16 protein-coding genes and 1 tRNA gene are annotated in these 16283 nt (G+C 36.0%); 3 read left to right on the top strand and 14 right to left on the bottom strand.

The features are described 5' to 3' along the window. Nucleotides 1–44 precede the first annotated feature (44 nt). Nucleotides 45–215: a DUF2759 domain-containing protein gene (locus ABH959_RS05450; protein WP_002034036.1), complete on the top strand. Its 171-nt coding sequence runs from the start codon at nucleotides 45–47 to the stop codon at nucleotides 213–215. 80 nt (nucleotides 216–295) lie between these two features. Here ABH959_RS05450 and glcK read toward each other — a convergent pair whose 3' ends face one another. The 14 genes from glcK to ABH959_RS05380 form a co-directional block, all read right to left on the bottom strand. Continuing rightward, nucleotides 296–1279 carry a glucokinase gene (gene glcK / locus ABH959_RS05445; RefSeq protein WP_113935587.1) on the bottom strand — a complete coding sequence of 328 codons (984 nt, stop codon included), beginning with the start codon at nucleotides 1277–1279 and terminating at the stop codon, nucleotides 296–298. Between the two features lie 19 nt (nucleotides 1280–1298). Beyond that, on the bottom strand, nucleotides 1299–1499 hold the full coding sequence (locus ABH959_RS05440; RefSeq protein ID WP_000253699.1) for a YqgQ family protein: 201 nt from the start codon (nucleotides 1497–1499) through the stop codon (nucleotides 1299–1301). 103 nt (nucleotides 1500–1602) lie between these two features. Continuing rightward, complete coding sequence (locus ABH959_RS05435; RefSeq protein WP_404492351.1) at nucleotides 1603–2181, bottom strand: 5-formyltetrahydrofolate cyclo-ligase; 579 nt, start codon at nucleotides 2179–2181, stop codon at nucleotides 1603–1605. 104 nt (nucleotides 2182–2285) lie between these two features. Beyond that, complete coding sequence (gene rpmG, locus ABH959_RS05430) at nucleotides 2286–2435, bottom strand: 50S ribosomal protein L33 (RefSeq protein WP_001265616.1); 150 nt, start codon at nucleotides 2433–2435, stop codon at nucleotides 2286–2288. Nucleotides 2436–2504: 69 nt separating this feature from the next. Continuing rightward, on the bottom strand, nucleotides 2505–4859 hold the full coding sequence (locus tag ABH959_RS05425; RefSeq protein WP_113935588.1) for a sugar phosphate nucleotidyltransferase: 2355 nt from the start codon (nucleotides 4857–4859) through the stop codon (nucleotides 2505–2507). Between the two features lie 345 nt (nucleotides 4860–5204). Next, the gene (gene phoU, locus ABH959_RS05420) at nucleotides 5205–5861 is read right to left on the bottom strand and encodes a phosphate signaling complex protein PhoU (RefSeq protein ID WP_002015145.1); all 657 of its coding nucleotides are present in this window, start codon (nucleotides 5859–5861) and stop codon (nucleotides 5205–5207) included. A 172-nt stretch (nucleotides 5862–6033) separates the two neighbouring features. Then, on the bottom strand, nucleotides 6034–6849 hold the full coding sequence (gene pstB / locus ABH959_RS05415; protein WP_404492350.1) for a phosphate ABC transporter ATP-binding protein: 816 nt from the start codon (nucleotides 6847–6849) through the stop codon (nucleotides 6034–6036). Between the two features lie 28 nt (nucleotides 6850–6877). Next, entirely contained in the window at nucleotides 6878–7744 is an 867-nt protein-coding gene (gene pstA, locus ABH959_RS05410) for a phosphate ABC transporter permease PstA (RefSeq protein ID WP_002088645.1), read from the bottom strand. 1 nt (nucleotide 7745) lies between these two features. Next, nucleotides 7746–8696, bottom strand: coding sequence for a phosphate ABC transporter permease subunit PstC (gene pstC, locus ABH959_RS05405; protein WP_113935590.1), 951 nt, complete (start codon nucleotides 8694–8696; stop codon nucleotides 7746–7748). A 27-nt stretch (nucleotides 8697–8723) separates the two neighbouring features. Then, nucleotides 8724–9641, bottom strand: a complete 918-nt coding sequence (locus ABH959_RS05400; RefSeq protein ID WP_098635939.1) for a PstS family phosphate ABC transporter substrate-binding protein — start codon at nucleotides 9639–9641, stop codon at nucleotides 8724–8726. 522 nt (nucleotides 9642–10163) lie between these two features. Next, nucleotides 10164–12290: a peptidoglycan D,D-transpeptidase FtsI family protein gene (locus ABH959_RS05395; protein ID WP_113935591.1), complete on the bottom strand. Its 2127-nt coding sequence runs from the start codon at nucleotides 12288–12290 to the stop codon at nucleotides 10164–10166. A 109-nt stretch (nucleotides 12291–12399) separates the two neighbouring features. Continuing rightward, nucleotides 12400–13677: an MFS transporter gene (locus ABH959_RS05390; RefSeq protein ID WP_002015154.1), complete on the bottom strand. Its 1278-nt coding sequence runs from the start codon at nucleotides 13675–13677 to the stop codon at nucleotides 12400–12402. A gap of 122 nt (nucleotides 13678–13799) precedes the next feature. Continuing rightward, nucleotides 13800–14411: a superoxide dismutase [Mn] gene (sodA, locus tag ABH959_RS05385; RefSeq protein ID WP_001052029.1), complete on the bottom strand. Its 612-nt coding sequence runs from the start codon at nucleotides 14409–14411 to the stop codon at nucleotides 13800–13802. Between the two features lie 223 nt (nucleotides 14412–14634). After that, nucleotides 14635–14708: transfer RNA gene (locus tag ABH959_RS05380), tRNA-Ile, on the bottom strand. A gap of 239 nt (nucleotides 14709–14947) precedes the next feature. On the opposite strand from ABH959_RS05380, the gene yqgB reads away from it, so the two are divergent. Beyond that, entirely contained in the window at nucleotides 14948–15715 is a 768-nt protein-coding gene (yqgB, locus tag ABH959_RS05375) for a protein YqgB (protein ID WP_002034056.1), read from the top strand. A gap of 66 nt (nucleotides 15716–15781) precedes the next feature. Beyond that, complete coding sequence (locus ABH959_RS05370) at nucleotides 15782–16177, top strand: hypothetical protein (RefSeq protein ID WP_215584049.1); 396 nt, start codon at nucleotides 15782–15784, stop codon at nucleotides 16175–16177. Nucleotides 16178–16283 lie beyond the last annotated feature (106 nt).

The raw sequence follows: 16283 nt of genomic DNA, 5'->3' as shown, positions 1-16283 counted from the left end.
TAAAAACTTATTCTAAGGAATGAGTAGACAGAGGAGGATATTGTATGGGCCTTGTTATTATTTTTACGCTAGTCACTCTGTTAGCTGTATTTGCTACGCTTAGAACACTTCGCGAAAAAAACTTATTCGCGGGCGGCTTCGCTATTGCAACCGTACTTGTTTTCGGATGGTTTACAATCATGACTGTTCTATATAATGGGTACCCACCAGCTTAATCCATTTACATTTTTATTCTCCAACAAGATCTTGCATAAAAAGAGGAAGGGGGCCCCTTCCTCTTTTCATTATTCACAACTTATATCATCTTCGCCTCGTATTTGTTCTTTTTTACAAGCCACGCTCCTCCAATTACACCTGCATCATTACCAAGTATTGCAATTGCTAACTTTGTGCTCTTTACAGCACGAGAGAAAGCATATTGCTCGAAATAACGTTGAATTGGCTCTAATAGTGCGTCTCCAGCTTTAGATACGCCACCACCAATTACGATTTTCTCTGGGTTCAACGTACTAGCAAGGTTCGCTACAGCTAATCCTAAATAAGAAGCTACTTTTTCCACTACTTCACCTGCTAGTTCGTCACCTTGTCCAAGCGCTTCAAACACATCTTTTGATGTAATAAGCCCTTCTTCTGCTAACATAGAACGTAAAACACTTTCTTTATCTGTCTCTTGTATTTGTTGCATAGCAACACGTACAATACCTGTTGCAGAAGCTACTGTTTCTAAGCAACCTGACTTCCCGCAATTACATGGAAAAGCGTTCTCTGTAACAACTGTAATATGTCCAATCTCACCAGCAGCACCGCTTATACCATGTACAATCTCACCATTGGCGATAACACCACCACCAACACCAGTGCCAAGTGTCATACAAATTAAATCTTTTGCTCCTTCGCCAGCACCTTTCCACATTTCACCAAGCGCCGCTAAGTTTGCATCATTATCAATAACAACAGGTAATCCTGTTTCTACTTCTAGCAAGTCTTTTAACGGATAGTTTTTCCATCCTAAATTAACCGCTTCATAAATCATTCCAGATGCCACATGTACAGGACCAGGAGCTCCCATACCAATACCAATTAGCTTGCTTTTTAATTCACCTAATTCTTCTAACTTTTTATCAATAGCTTTCGCTACATCAAGTGTAATATGTTTTCCTTGTTCATTTGTATTCGTAGGGATCTCCCACTTATGTAAAATTTCACCGTACACATTAATAAATGCTAATTTAATCGTTGTACCACCAAGGTCAACACCAACTAACCATTTCTCTTCCATGTTACTTACCTACCTTTATCTAATTCTTATTTAGCTCTTTTTGAATTTCTTGCTTCAATAAAAATAAAGCTGTTTGATAGTCTTGTGGATCGATTAGCTGTGATTGATTTAATTCACGCAATTCATCTTGCATTAATTGTAAATCTGCAATTCGATCACCCGTATAAATAATCGTACCAAATTTCTTTAGCAATTGCTGAATATCATAAATAGATACCATTTCATCACCCTCTATGCTCACTTACTATAAAAAATTATAATAAGAAAACGTTCACATATTTTATTATAATCACGAAGAAAAAGTCTCGTCAATTTTTATTTGTCTATACAAGCCCATTTTTAACCATTGTTCCTTTTTCTGTAATAATTTTTTCTACATTTTTATCAAATGGCTCTACTGGAATATATTCTACCATTTGAAAACTATAAGCTAATGATAACGCTTTCCCTTTATAATGCACGAGATAACGATCATAATAGCCACCGCCATATCCAATCCGTTCTCCTCGCTCTGTATAAGCTACGCCTGGCACGATTTGAAGATCAATTTCATCTGCATTCACTTCTTCCGTAAGCGCTGGAATTGGTTCACGTAAATTCATATACACTGTTTCTAATTGATCAAAATTACTAATTTTCCGGAAAGACATCGTTCGTGTTCCTTTATTACACTTCGGAACAACAACTTTCTTTCCTTCTTCCCAAGCTTTTTCGATAATAGGATATGTATTCACTTCATTTTCCATTGAGAGGGTGATTCCAATTGTTTTAGCTTCAACCCACTCTTTTTGCGCATACAACGAAGCTGCAATTTGCTCTGATAAAGTTGTATACCGTTCTTCTGATAAAGAATTCATGTGTTCTATTATTTGTTTACGTAAACGTAGTTTCTCTTCTCTCACACATTTTCCCCCTCACAGTGACACTTTGCTCTACGATGATAGTGTATCACTTTTAACAGAGGAACCGAATAAAAAAAGAAACAGTAGGAAAATATTCCTACTGCTTACTTTGTTTCACGGTGTAACGTAGACTTCTTGTCACGCTTGCAATACTTTTTAAGCTCGATACGCTCAGCGTTGTTACGTTTGTTTTTCTTTGAGATATAGTTACGATCTCCGCATTCTGTACATGCTAGAGTAATATTCACACGCATTCTTATTTCCCTCCAGTACTAATAACTTAAATCAGACTATACTATAATACCACTTTTAAAATAAAAATTCTACACCTTTTGATATTGTCTAATTTTTTCTATAAGATTTTTCATGTTTTCCCTTGCTATTACTGGGTTTCTAGCATGCGAATACACTAAAAATTTCGGTTGTTTTGTGTCAGAAACGATATAAGACCACTCTTTTTCGGTATATTTGAACTGTACTCCTTCAAATATACCTTCTTCCTTTCTTTCCATATCAGCCAATAATTTCCTCATTACTTTCCCTTTTTCATTCCATGAACATACAACTTCATCACAAAGTAGATAGAGCGGAGGTGATTGCTCTACTATGCTGAGAAATGTTTTTCCCTGCAATGCTATTAGCTCGAATAATTTTCCAATTCGATATAAAATATCTCGCTTCCATCTCGCTTGAAACGACTTTTTTTCATCCTGCGTATAAAATAGAAGGTAACATTCTCCTAATTTCAAAGACATCGGGTAAATATTTCCTGCCGATTCAAGTAATAAATCTGGAATATCTACCTCTTCAAAATCTGTTCCCTGGTAAATATTACTATGATTATCATATAACTCGAAATAATTTCCTTGCTCTGAAAACATAAGTGCCATATTTGCTTTACTTGATTTCATCAAGGCTTTCACATGATGCTTTTGTTCGCCCGCATAAATCCATGTAACTGTGCATCCGAGCCTTTGCAAAAAAATCATAAGTAAATGTTGTAACATATCATTTCTCTTATTAATAAGAAGATGAAACTTCTGTTTTTGTATCGTTTCAATATCAATATGCTCTAACACAGCTTCTACATAATTATTTACAGAAACGTGAACTAGCTTATTTCGTCCCATTTCTTTCTCAGAAGCGTAATAAAACGACTCAGACATATATACTTGTTCTATCGCTTTTTGCTGCTTATACGTTAAAAATGAGCCCTCCTTACCATACAATTGTATAACAATCCCTCTTTCGCTTTCCACTTGAACGAAAACTCCACCTGCACATTGCAAATTATGAATGGCATACTGAAAAAGCGACTCATTCATTTCTTTACATTCCATCGTATGAATCCCGCTGCCATGAATGGCATGGAGGAATAAATTTTTAAAGGAAGTTGTTTCTATATTTTCCTGACTTCCAATCAATATACTCTCTCCTTTAGCAAAAAGAGATCCATAAGCCATTGCAACTTTCACAATAAATTGAGGAGTAATTTCAACATTACCCCTTCCTAAAATCCGGCTTTTTTGTAACCACCCTGCACTCTTTTCACTCTCTTTAACACCGGCAGACCCTACTATCGAATGACTATCTATCTCCTTATATGGCCATATTTTTCCTTTTTGCTTAATTACTGTACTTTTCCCTATATGACAATGGTCCGCTACAATACTTTTTTGAAAAAGTGTAACATCATCTTCGACCATTGTATGATCTCCTATTGTTGTTTCTAACAACTCACAATTTTTTCCTATATGAGCGTTTGCAAAAATGATGCTTTTTTGAAGATGAGAATAACTTGAAACGATACTATTTTTCCCGATAATAGAGTACGGTTCAATTACAGCCCCTGCACCAATCATTGCTCCTTCTCCAATAAAAGAAGGGCCATGAATTTTCGTCCCTTTTCCTATCGTTACACCTTCTCCCATCCACACCATCGGTAATACTTCTGTATATGGAATAGGCACCTTCAATTTTTTCGTCAACAAATCGAATTGAGCTTGCCGATATTGATCAAATGTACCAATATCTAGCCAATAGTCTTCTGATAAATATGCAAATAAAGCATTTTTATTTGCCAATAAAGGAAACACATCATGACTGAAATCCGAAAATTCCATGGATGGTATGTAAGAAAAGATTTCTGGCTCCATTATATAAATACCTGTATTCACAATATTAGAAACTACCTCATTCCAGCTCGGCTTTTCTATATATCGTATAATTTCTTGTTCTTTATTCATTACAACTAAGCCAAATGAGAGTGGGTTTTCTACTTCTTTCACAAACATCGTTACCATTCTCTTCTTCTGTTCATGAAATGCAATTCCTTCTGATAATTGAAAGTCAGTTAATGCATCCCCACTAATAACAACAAATGTTTCATCTAAAAAACTTTCCGCTTGCTTAATACTCCCTGCTGTTCCAAGCGGAGGAGAATCTTCAAAATAATACAAGTTAACTCCCCACTTACTACCATCACCAAAGTATTGCTTAATGGCAGTACTCATATATTGAACTGTAATTGCAATTTCACGAATACCATGCTGACGTAATAATTCAATATTATATTCAAGAACTGGTTTTTCTAACAATGGTAACATCGGTTTTGGAGTATTACATGTTAATGGTCTAAGGCGTCTCCCTTTTCCTCCAGCTAAAATAACCCCCTTCATATACTTCAGCCTCCACTTATATAATGTTCAAGAACTCCGTATATCATTTACCCCACATTAACTGCAGTAAAAGTCCGGTTTGGTATGATCTAACAATCAGCGAGAGACAGCCCCACTAATTAAAGCCTCACTTTATAAATAAATATACCTTTTAACTCCCACCCAAAAGAAAGCGCTTACCATTAACTTGGTAAAATAATTAATAATACGTAACTAACACATATGTACTTATTTTCCCATCAATTATGATACATCTTATCATCATAGACTAAAGGAAACAACGAGCTTTTTTTGTCATGTTTTGACTAAAAAAAGCAGGTGATTTCTCATCACCTACTTTTCCCCCTACTCATTCAATAAATAATGCTTTCCTTTTACTACATAAAATACATTCTCGGCAATATTTGTAACATGGTCTGCTACACGCTCAATATATCTTGCAACAAAGGATAGTTGTGTAATTTGTGTAATCGCTTCTGGTTGTCCAGGGATAGATGAAATAAATTCACGAATCGCCTTCCCATAAATTTCATCAACTGAATCATCCATTTCAGCAATTTGTTTAGCAAAAGTTAAATTTTCTTGCTCATATGCTTCTAATGCTAAATTTAACATCTTATGAGCAATCTCAAACATTTCCTCAAGATTATGTAAACTAACAACCACTTCTTTTTCACCAAGACGAATTGTTGATTTCGCAATATTAACAGCATGGTCTGCAATACGTTCTAAATCTGTCGCTGTTTTAATTGAAATGAAAATTCTTCTTAAATCACTTGCTACAGGCTGCTGCTTTGTAATAAGCATAAGCGCAAGGTCATTTATTTCCTCTTCTAAATTATCCATGCGATAATCCCCATCAATGACTTCTAACGCTTTCTCTACATCCCTGTTGTGAAGACCTTCCATAGCAATCAATAAAGCTCCACTTGCTAACTCACCAAGCTCGATCACCTTTTGCTGTAACGTTTTTAAATCACATTGAAACTGTTCTCTTACCATCATTTCTTCCCCCTCAATATTATGTGCCATTTTATATAAATCCCCTACCCAGCCTCTTGTATGTTTATTAAGCCTTGAGAAAAGAGAAATATTACTCCCCTATTTAAAATGAGGTAAAAATGAGAAATGCCCTCTGTTAAGAGGGCATTTACTCTTAGCCTTGCTAGCGATATCAACCAAATCGTCCTGTAATGTAGTCTTCTGTACGCTTATCTGCAGGTGTTGTAAATAATTTGTTCGTATCTGTATATTCCACAACTTCTCCACTTAAGAAGAAAGCAGTTTTATCTGAAATTCGTGCTGCTTGTTGCATGTTGTGCGTTACGATAACAATACTAAAATCTTTCTTTAACTCCTGAATTAATTCTTCTACTTTTGATGTTGAAATTGGATCTAGCGCCGATGTTGGCTCATCCATTAAAATTACGTCTGGCTCAATCGCTAAGCAGCGTGCAATGCATAGACGTTGTTGCTGACCACCAGATAAACCGTATGCATTATCATGCAAACGATCTTTTAACTCATCCCAAATAGCTGCGCCGCGCAAGCTATTTTCAACAATTTCATCAAGTGTTTTTTTGTCACGAACACTATGGATTTTCGGACCATATGCTACATTTTCATAAATAGATTTTGGGAATGGATTTGGCTTTTGGAACACCATACCCACATGCGTACGTAATTCTTCAACCGGATATGATTTATCAAATATGTTTCGTTCTCTATATTCGATAACGCCCGTAGTTCGAACGATAGGCACTAACTCTACCATACGATTTAGCGTTTTTAAGTATGTTGATTTCCCACAACCACTTGGACCGATAATCGCTGTTACTTCATTCTCATGAATACTTAAGTTGATATCTTTTAAAGCATGGTCTTCTCCGTACCATAAATTTAAATTTTTCGTATCAAATACTATTTTTTTTGGTGCTGTCTCAATCTTTTTCTCATTTTTCACCTGTACATTTACTACTGTTGCTACCATTTGAATTCCCCTTTCATCCACTTCCAACTTATTTTCGATTTCGTAACCATAAGACAAATATATTTATAAAGAGCAACAATCCTAGCAAAACAATCATCCCAGCTGCTGCTACATACTGAAATTCTTCTTGTGGTCTACTCATCCAATTAAAAATTTGAATTGGTAAAACCGTAAATCTATCAAACATACTGAACGGAACATAATTTGCAAAGGCAAGGGCCCCAATAACTAATAATGGTGCTGCCTCACCAATTGCTCTCGATACCGCTAACGTACATCCCGTTACAATCCCTGGCAAAGCGACTGGCAATACAATTTGATACATCGTTTGCCATTTCGTAGCACCTAATCCGTAAGAAGCCTCTAGTAATGAGCTCGGCACAGTTCTAATCGCTTCTTGACTAGCTACAACAACAGTTGGTAAGACGAGTAAACTCATCGTCAGTGCCGCTGCCATTATGCTCTCTCCCAAATGGAGAGCGTATACGAAAATAGTTAACCCGAGTAAACCAAACACAACGGAAGGTACCCCTGCTAATGTTTGATTATTTAATTCAATTAACTTTTTAAAAACGGACTCCTTCGCATAATGCTCTAAATAAAGAGCTGTTCCGACTCCAAATATAAAAGAGACTGGTATAACAATGCTCATAAATAGTATTGTTCCTGACAAAGCAGCGACAATCCCAGCTTCTCTCGGATTACGTGAGGCGAAGTTTGTAAAGAAATCTATTGAAAGATAACTTATACCTTTTTCAAAAATTTGAAAAAGCAATATAAAAAGTATTACTACTGAAAACAAAATTGCTATATAAAACAAACACTTGTAAATCCGATCCTTTAAAAAACGCGATGCCATATTTTCTTGTATGTTCTTATGGTTTAACATTCGCATATTATGTCAACCTCCTAAAACGGCGCATAATATATTGCGAAATGAAATTCATAATAAAAGTAAACATAAATAACGTTGCACCTACAGCATACATGCTGTAATAAGTAATCGTTCCGTGCGGAGCATCACCTAAACTCACTTGTACAATATAGGCTGTTAATGTTTGAATAGAATGAGTCGGATCTATCGATACATTAGGTGTTGATCCAGCTGCAATAACAACAATCATCGTTTCACCAATTGCCCTGGAAGCTGCTAATATAATCGCTGCCATTATGCCCGTAAAAGCCGATGGAAACACCACTTGTTTTACCATCTCAAAACGAGTTGCTCCTAGCGCTAATGAGGCTTCTTTAATTCCTTTCGCTACAGCTCTCATCGCATCTTCAGAGAGAGATGCAATCGTCGGTATCATCATAAACCCTATAACAATACCTGGACTAATAGCATTAAAAAACTGCAAATCTGGTATAACCCGTTGTAAAAGTGGTGTGACAACTGTTAACGCGAAAAAACCATATACAATTGTCGGGATGCCTGCTAGTAGCTCTAACAACGGTTTTAATATTTTCCGAGCGCCATTCGAAGCGTATTCGCTTAAAAACACGGCACAACCTAAACCAATAGGAATTGCTACGAACATGGCAATTGCTGTTACAAGGATTGTTCCACATATAAGTGGTAATATACCGAATTTTGGATCTTCAAAAAAAGGTAACCATTCCTTCTCTGTCAAAAAAGAATACAATGATATCTTTTGAAAAAACATGATTGTTTCATTTGCCAACGTAATAATAATTCCAAGTGTCGTTACAATGGACACGCTAGCAATGGCTTTTAGTATTAACGGAACAATTCGATTGATTCGCTGCGTTTTTTTTCTTCTATTTGTATTTCTCTCAATCAAATGTTGTACAGAAAATGTAACTTGACTTTTGTCATTATGAGCCAAAGATGAAAACCCCTTTCCACCCTGACATTACCTTTTTATTTCTGTTAACATTCGCAGCTGTTCATTATATTTTTCTTTTGGTAATTTTACATATCCGACCTCTTCAGCAAGGCTTCCAACATGCTTAATCATAAACTCAACATAATTTGCTACATTAATTTTATTTCTGATAGATGCATGATTCACATACGTAAATAGCGGCCTAGATAATGGCTTATACGTACCCGACTGAATGGTCTCTTTCGTTGGAAATACACCATCCACCTGTATTGCTTTTACCTTATCTCGATTGGCCATATAATAAGCATATCCTACAAAAGCAATGGCATTTTTATCATTCATTACCCCTTGCATAATAACTTGATCGTCTTCAGACAAAGAAACCGTTTTTACAAGGCGATTATTTTGTAAGACAACATTTTGGAAATAATCATAAGTACCAGAGTCTACGCCTGGCGCATAAAATTTAACTTGTTCACGAGGCCATGATGAATGAATTTGTGACCATCGTTTCAATCTTCCATTTTCACTCCATAATAGACGTAACTCGTCTATCGTCATATTGTTTACCCACGTATTTTGACGATTCACAACAATCGTTAGACCGTCATAAGCAACCTCAAATGGTGTAAATTGAATGAATTTTTTCTGCATTGCTTTTTCTTCTACCGGTTTCATCAATCTCGAAGCATTGTTTATATCTACTTCTCCTTTACTGAAACGATTAAATCCTCCCCCTGTCCCAGAAATACTAATAGAAATTTTCACGTTTGGATGGGCCTTTGTATATTCCTCTGCTACTGCCTCTATAATGGGGAAAACCGTTGAGGATCCATCAACTCTCACTTCTCCCATTTCATTTGTAGCGAATGCAGTAGACATATTAAAACAAAGGAAACATGTCGATAATGTCAAAACTTTAATCGATGTGCTCATCCATTTCACGTGTTCTTCCTCCTAGAAGTAACCGGAAATAACAGGATTACAGATATAAGAATACTGCTAAACTATTAATTCGGTTTTAATTATTTGTAAAAGTTTTGTAAAGTCCCACAAAAACAACTGTATACACAAACTTTATTTTCACTTTTGTACTTTAGATGCAGGAAATTTTCTAATCATCCATAAGGCGAAACTTTAATTAGTGGGGGTTTTGTTCATCCCCCCACTAATTATTAGCCCTCACCAATCGGGCGTTTACGGGCAGCAGGGCTCCCACCTAACTTCTTTGCTCCAGCTGAATTTTGAGGTGGGAGTTTTAACGCCCTCAAATGCGGGATAAAACTGCTATCGCCTATCACACACAACAAACTTAGAGCGTATGCACTAATCTTGTTGTGTTCATCGTTTTTGAAACTACATGTTTTTTCAATATTTTATGCTTGTCCACATTTACTAAACCATATGCGTAAGGCATAAAAAAAAGCACACTATCTTTTCAGATAGTGTGCTTTTTTTACAACTTTTTTATTCATCATCTTGATTTTTATTTTTTTGCGCTTTTTCATCTTGCGGAGCTTCACCAGTTAATGCTTGGTTTTTCAAATCAAAGTAAGCATCCATAATTTCACGACTAATATATCCATTAATACCAGTCTTATCATCATGTACCCACGGAACAACAACAGAGAATGCTACTTCTGGATCTTCGAGCGGGGCATAACCTACTAATGTTAAGTTATAAGTCTCCACACGCTGACCATCTGCTTTTTTACCAATCTCTTTATCTCCGCCATATACGGTTTGCGCTGTACCAGTTTTCCCTGCAGCTTTATATTTTGCACCAGTAAAGTATTTTGTAGCTGTACCACCTGTATCGTTAAACACTTGTCTAAATCCTTCTTGAACACGTTTAATTTGTGATTCAGGCATATCAACACGATTTAATACTTTCGGTTCCATGGATTGAACAACTTTTCCAACTTCCTCTGGCTTCGCCGATGGCTGACGAATTTCCTTTACAACTTGGGGTTGCATACGATATCCACCATTTGCAATCGTCGAAATATATTGCGCTAATTGAAGCGGTGTATACGTATCATACTGCCCGATTGATAAATCTAATAAGAAACCTGGTTGATTTCCTTTACCTATTTGACCAGCAGTTTCATTTGGCAAATCAATTCCTGTTTTCACACCAAGTCCAAACTGACCAAAATAGTAACGCATAGTATCGAACGCACTTTTCGGAATATCTAACGTACCGCCTCGTACATATGGAACCCCAGCGATATTCATCGCTGTTTTAAACATATAAACGTTTGAAGACTGTTTTAACGCTGTAAGGTCATTAATATACCCCATCTGTTTCCAAGATGACTTCGTAGGTGTCCCTTTTAATTTAATCGGTTCATCATACTGTACAGCTCCAGGTTGAATCGCACCAGTTTGATACCCCGTAAGTACTGTCGCACCTTTTACAGTTGAACCCATCGGATAAGAACTTGTCATCGTTCCTAATGCAAAATCATCTACTTTCGTTTCCCCGTCTTTATTCACTAATTGTTTCCCCGCCATAGATAAAACTTCACCATTTTTCGGGTTCATCATTACAACGAATGCACGGTCTAAAAGAGGTTCGCTCCCTTTAAATCTCATTAAGTTTTTTGTAAGAATTTCTTCTACGCGCTTTTGTAATTTCATATCAATCGTTAAATTTAGATCGTTACCTCGTTGTCCTTGTGACACATTAATAGTTTCTAAAATATTACCGTCTTTATCTGTAACATTTCTAACTTCAGCTTTTGTGCCGTGTAAACTATCTTCGTACTGTTGCTCAAGGTAACTTTTTCCTACACGATCGTTACGATTATAATCACGAACAAGATAGTGATCTAATCTTTCTCTCGGTAACCCTTCATCAGAAGAAGTTACACCACCAAGTACACTTCGGAACATATCGTCATACTTATATTTTCGCTCCCAGTCAACATTTGTATCTACACCTGGTAATTTCGCTAAATTTTCACTAATAATCGCGTATTCTTCCGGTGTTGCATTTTTTTTAACGATTTGCGGCGTCATTGCATATCCGCTTTCCATCTTACTTTTGATCGCCAATATTTCTAAATCTTTTGCTGACAGTTGATTAATCTCTTCTTCTGTTACACGATTTCGTTGACGTTCATCTAGTTCTTTATCGTCAATTTTATTCACTTTAAACTCTTCACGATCTTTTTTTGTGATTTTTGCTTCTGCTTCTTCTTTATGTAAAGCAAGCCAATAATCTTTCTTATCGCGATCTGTTAACTTATCTGTTGGGACTTCAATTAAATCTGCTAACTTTTTCGCCGTCTCTAAGCGATCTGCTGCAGTTGATCCCTTCATTTTTGTAAATGTAATTGTACGAATAGGCTCATTATCTACGACCGCTTCTCCATTACGATCAAATATTTTCCCGCGTGGTACAGGATTACTTATCGTTGAGTTTTCTTTTTTCTCAACTTCATTTTTATATTCCTCACCACGAACAATTTGTACGTATCCAAGCCTTACAATAACCGCGGAGAACATTAAAAACACGCAAAAAAACAACACGTTTAACCGAAAAGGAACGTGGGTCTTTTTCTTTTGTTGTTTCTGCTTCTTGCTCATACAAACCCCCTCTACCAACAGCTATGTAATGTGAAAGGGACACCTTCATACAGGTGCCCTCACTGCTGTCTTACATCTTTTTCTATTCTAGCATAAAACACGCGATAAGTTAACCTTCTGGTTCAGTTTGATTCTGCGTGCTTCCTTGCGCTACAACACTGGTTTTGTTCACATTCCCCTCATCATATTTGACATTTTTAACTGCAAAATAAATAAGAAAATGTCCAGCTCCTAAAATACATAGTAAGAAAGGTAAACTTTTTTCAGGCGGAAAAAATATGACAGCACATAAAAAACTTAAAATGGAACAAATTCTTCCGGCATTTAACCATAATTCCCTGACCACTATATATTCTACACGCCATTCTCTCGCCTGTTTTGCTCTACCAATTACATCGTATGTCATTGAGCCGTACGGAACGAGTAAAATCGGATATGCAACCGCAATACATGCTGCATAAATAAGTAATTTCGTATATGTAACATTAAAAATAACTAAAAATACAACCGCGTATAAAATAATACCGCCAAGTAAAATTGCTTTTTTTCGCCATTCTTTCTTTAACATACGAGCAACTAAATAATAGCATACAAATGATACTGCAGAATTCACTAAACTATATTTCCCCAGTGCTAACTCGCTACCAGATGCTAAATAGACATATACCGAAATAACGAAAATAAACGTTCCCTCTCTCAAACCTTGGAAGAAATGAGCGCGCGTAATTCTTCCCCAGTTTTCATCAACTTGCCGCTCTTTCAATACTTGCACAATTTCATAGCGTCCTTCACATTCCCTCTTCGATAAAAAAAAGCTTAGAACGACTGCAACCGCAAATAGCATTAACGAGAGGAAGAAAACGACAGTATAACCACTCCATTTTTCCATACGTGAAATTGTATATCCTGCTGCTATCGGTCCAATCATTCCAGAGAACGATGTAAGAAGTCCTAGAAAACCGTTAAAAAAATCTCTTGTTTCTGGTTCTGTAATCTCAAATGTTAACAAGTTAAAAGCGAGCCAATAAAAACCATAACCAACTCCTAAAAGAGCTCCCATTAATAAAATATAGTGAGATGCACTTTTTCCCGCTACTAAAACGACGATAAAAAAAACAGCTAACGTGCCTACACCGATTCTCAATAAAATCGAGCGATCAATACGTTTCGCTAATTTCCCGCCCACAAGAAATGTTAGAGGCTGCAATACAACGCTGGCCAAATTATACAAGCCCAGATTCACATAATTTTGTGTTTGCTTCCATAAATAAATGTTTACAAACGTATTCGATAAAGAAATTGCGAGCGTGTATAAACCTCCTATAACGAGCAATAATACTAAATCCCGATTCACTTCAACATCACCGATTACATGTTTCCACTTCATACACAACTCTCCTTTACTTCATGTTCTAGTCTTCCAAAGACAAGCTCAATTATGTAAAAGGAGAACATAGAAAAAAGCTAGGAGAAAACCCCCTAGCTTTTTTCTAGCTGTATTAACTTTAATTATTTTGCTTCTTGGTAAAGTTTTTCAGCAACGTTCCAATCTACAACGTTCCAGAATGCACCGATGTAGTCAGGACGACGATTTTGGTAATTTAAGTAGTAAGCATGCTCCCAAACATCTAAACCGATAACTGGAGTTTTACCTTCAGTTAGAGGAGAATCTTGGTTTGGAGTGCTTGTTACTTCTAATTCACCATTGTTTACTACTAACCAAGCCCAACCAGAACCGAAGCGAGTTGCGCCAGCTTTTGCGAATTCTGCTTTGAATGCATCGAAGCTACCGAATTTCGCTTCAATCGCAGTTGCAAGTTCGCCTACTGGTTGTCCCCCGCCGTTTGGAGATAGGATTGTCCAGAAGAATGTATGGTTAGCATGTCCGCCACCATTGTTACGTACTGCTGTACGGATTGCTTCAGGTACTTCGTTTAAGTTTGCAACTAATTCTTCAACGCTTTTGTCAGCTAATTCTGCATGACCTTCTAAAGCAGCGTTTAAGTTTGTAATATACGTGTTGTGATGTTTTGTATGATGGATGTTCATTGTTTCTTTATCAAAGTGAGGTTCTAAAGCATCATACGCATAAGGTAAATTTGGTAATTCGTGTTTTGCCATTGTTATATTCCTCCCGGTTTATGTATTGTCACTACATATGTGACCTACAACTTCATTCTACCCTAATTGCCATAGGGTGCAAACAAATAAATCGCTTTGTCTTGCTATCATTAAAGTAGCAAAATTCCCACTTCTTTTCAATTAAAATGCTCATATATTCCGAAAAAAAGCTTCCTTCTACAAGGAAGCTTCCTGCTGACATAATAAACATATGAAATGGATATGGACCCTGTAGGACTCGAACCTACGACCGGACGGTTATGAGCCGTCTGCTCTAACCAACTGAGCTAAGGGTCCACGATTATGTATGTACCATTAAAAACAACTAAATTCCAATCGGATATATCGTTTGAAAAATGTAAGATAAATTTACCATATACGAAAGAAAAGTGTCAATTGTATTTTTCTCTACTAAAAGAAGTAAATTAATAAGAAGGAATTTAGTCTTCTCTACTATATGTAAATATAATATATCTTGAGCTTCTCTAGATTCGTACGTTACAATGATTTTATACATACATAAAGGAAGTGAATCTATGTCCATTTTTACACAGCTAGCAAAAAGCGTATATTCGCCTAAAGATATGGCGCTTTTCCGTTTTCAAAAAATCGGTAAAACCATTTTGTATATTATGCTTCTTTGCCTAATCACTACTATTCCAAGAACTTTCTTGTACGGTAGCGTTATTCAAGATGGTGTTAACATGGTAAATAAAGTAATCGAAAAAGATTTACCTGATTTTAAAATTGAAAATGGCGAGCTAACAGCTGATATTGATCAACCTATCGAAAAAGAAGATGGAAATGCCCTTTTCGTATTTGATCCAAATTCAACAGACTTAGAAAAATATCAAAATAAAACAGGTTTATTTGTTTTAAAAGATAAAGTAGTCTCCATGGGGAATGGTCAAACACAAACATACTCCTATAATGACTTATTAGGCGCATCTCTTGAGAAAAAAGATTTACAAGATTTCATTTCGTTATTTGACAGTATTTATCCAATCTTATTATTCGTTATTGGGTTCTTACTGTACTTGTTCCAATTATTTATTACCTTTGTAGGAGTTACATTGCTTGCCTTCATCGGTTCTGCGATGAGCGGTCAACGCAAATTATCTTATAAACAAGTTTGGACATTAACTGCTTACAGCTACACAATTCCAACAATCTTCTTTATGATTATGGATTTATTCAAAATAAACGTACCTGGCGCAACATTCATTTACATTGCAGTTGTTTTAATCGTTCTATACTTAACAATTAAAGAAGTTCCAAAGCCGAAAGAAAAACAAGAACTATAAAAAAAATGCCTAAATAGGCATTTTTTTTTTGGACAAGCATATATTCCTAGCAAAGGAGTGAAGGATATGAAGAGATTAGGTGTACTCTTATTCGTGCTTGTCCTCGGTTATATATTTTATTACGACATAAAAATCGGTACTTTACCGATGTTAAGTTCATACAAAAAAACATCTGCTGCCCAAACGATAAAAAAAGAAAATACAGATACAAAACAAAATAAAGAGAAAGAAACAGAAAAAGAAAAAGAAAAAGAAACAGAAAAAGAAAAAGAAACGGATACAGCTTATAAAGCAATCGAAGTAAAAACTGGCGATACAGTTCTTTCTATTACAGAAGCGATTAATAAGAAAAAAATTCCTTCTATTGAAAAAGTAATTGATGATTTTAAGCAATTAAATAAAAATACATCTGCTACAAAAATCCAAGTTGGAAAGTCTTATAAATTCCCCTTATATCAATAAGCAATCACTTAATCCTTGTCAATTACATAAAGGCGCTGATACAATAGTAAAAGTGAAACCGAGTACTTTGGTTTCTATACCCCTTTCTCACACATACTATCATTGA

Source organism: Bacillus sp. RC51, assembly GCF_044908115.1.
Taxonomy (GTDB): Bacteria; Bacillota; Bacilli; order Bacillales; family Bacillaceae_G; genus Bacillus_A; species Bacillus_A mycoides.
The sequence above is the reverse complement of the archived record's forward strand: the minus strand, read 5'-3'. Positions and strand labels throughout refer to the sequence as shown.

Excerpts from the sequence above, each read along its gene's own strand:
- sodA (WP_001052029.1), bottom strand. The coding sequence starts at position 14,411 with ATGGCAAAACACGAATTACCAAATTTACCTTATGCGTATGATGCTTTA.
- pstA (WP_002088645.1), bottom strand. The coding sequence starts at position 7,744 with ATGCGAATGTTAAACCATAAGAACATACAAGAAAATATGGCATCGCGT.
- ABH959_RS05440 (WP_000253699.1), bottom strand. The coding sequence starts at position 1,499 with ATGGTATCTATTTATGATATTCAGCAATTGCTAAAGAAATTTGGTACG.
- ABH959_RS05390 (WP_002015154.1), bottom strand. The coding sequence starts at position 13,677 with ATGAAGTGGAAACATGTAATCGGTGATGTTGAAGTGAATCGGGATTTA.
- rpmG (WP_001265616.1), bottom strand. The coding sequence starts at position 2,435 with ATGCGTGTGAATATTACTCTAGCATGTACAGAATGCGGAGATCGTAAC.
- ABH959_RS05370 (WP_215584049.1), top strand. The coding sequence starts at position 15,782 with ATGAAGAGATTAGGTGTACTCTTATTCGTGCTTGTCCTCGGTTATATA.
- yqgB (WP_002034056.1), top strand. The coding sequence starts at position 14,948 with ATGTCCATTTTTACACAGCTAGCAAAAAGCGTATATTCGCCTAAAGAT.
- ABH959_RS05450 (WP_002034036.1), top strand. The coding sequence starts at position 45 with ATGGGCCTTGTTATTATTTTTACGCTAGTCACTCTGTTAGCTGTATTT.
- ABH959_RS05395 (WP_113935591.1), bottom strand. The coding sequence starts at position 12,290 with ATGAGCAAGAAGCAGAAACAACAAAAGAAAAAGACCCACGTTCCTTTT.
- ABH959_RS05425 (WP_113935588.1), bottom strand. The coding sequence starts at position 4,859 with ATGAAGGGGGTTATTTTAGCTGGAGGAAAAGGGAGACGCCTTAGACCA.
- pstB (WP_404492350.1), bottom strand. The coding sequence starts at position 6,849 with ATGGTAGCAACAGTAGTAAATGTACAGGTGAAAAATGAGAAAAAGATT.
- glcK (WP_113935587.1), bottom strand. The coding sequence starts at position 1,279 with ATGGAAGAGAAATGGTTAGTTGGTGTTGACCTTGGTGGTACAACGATT.
- phoU (WP_002015145.1), bottom strand. The coding sequence starts at position 5,861 with ATGGTAAGAGAACAGTTTCAATGTGATTTAAAAACGTTACAGCAAAAG.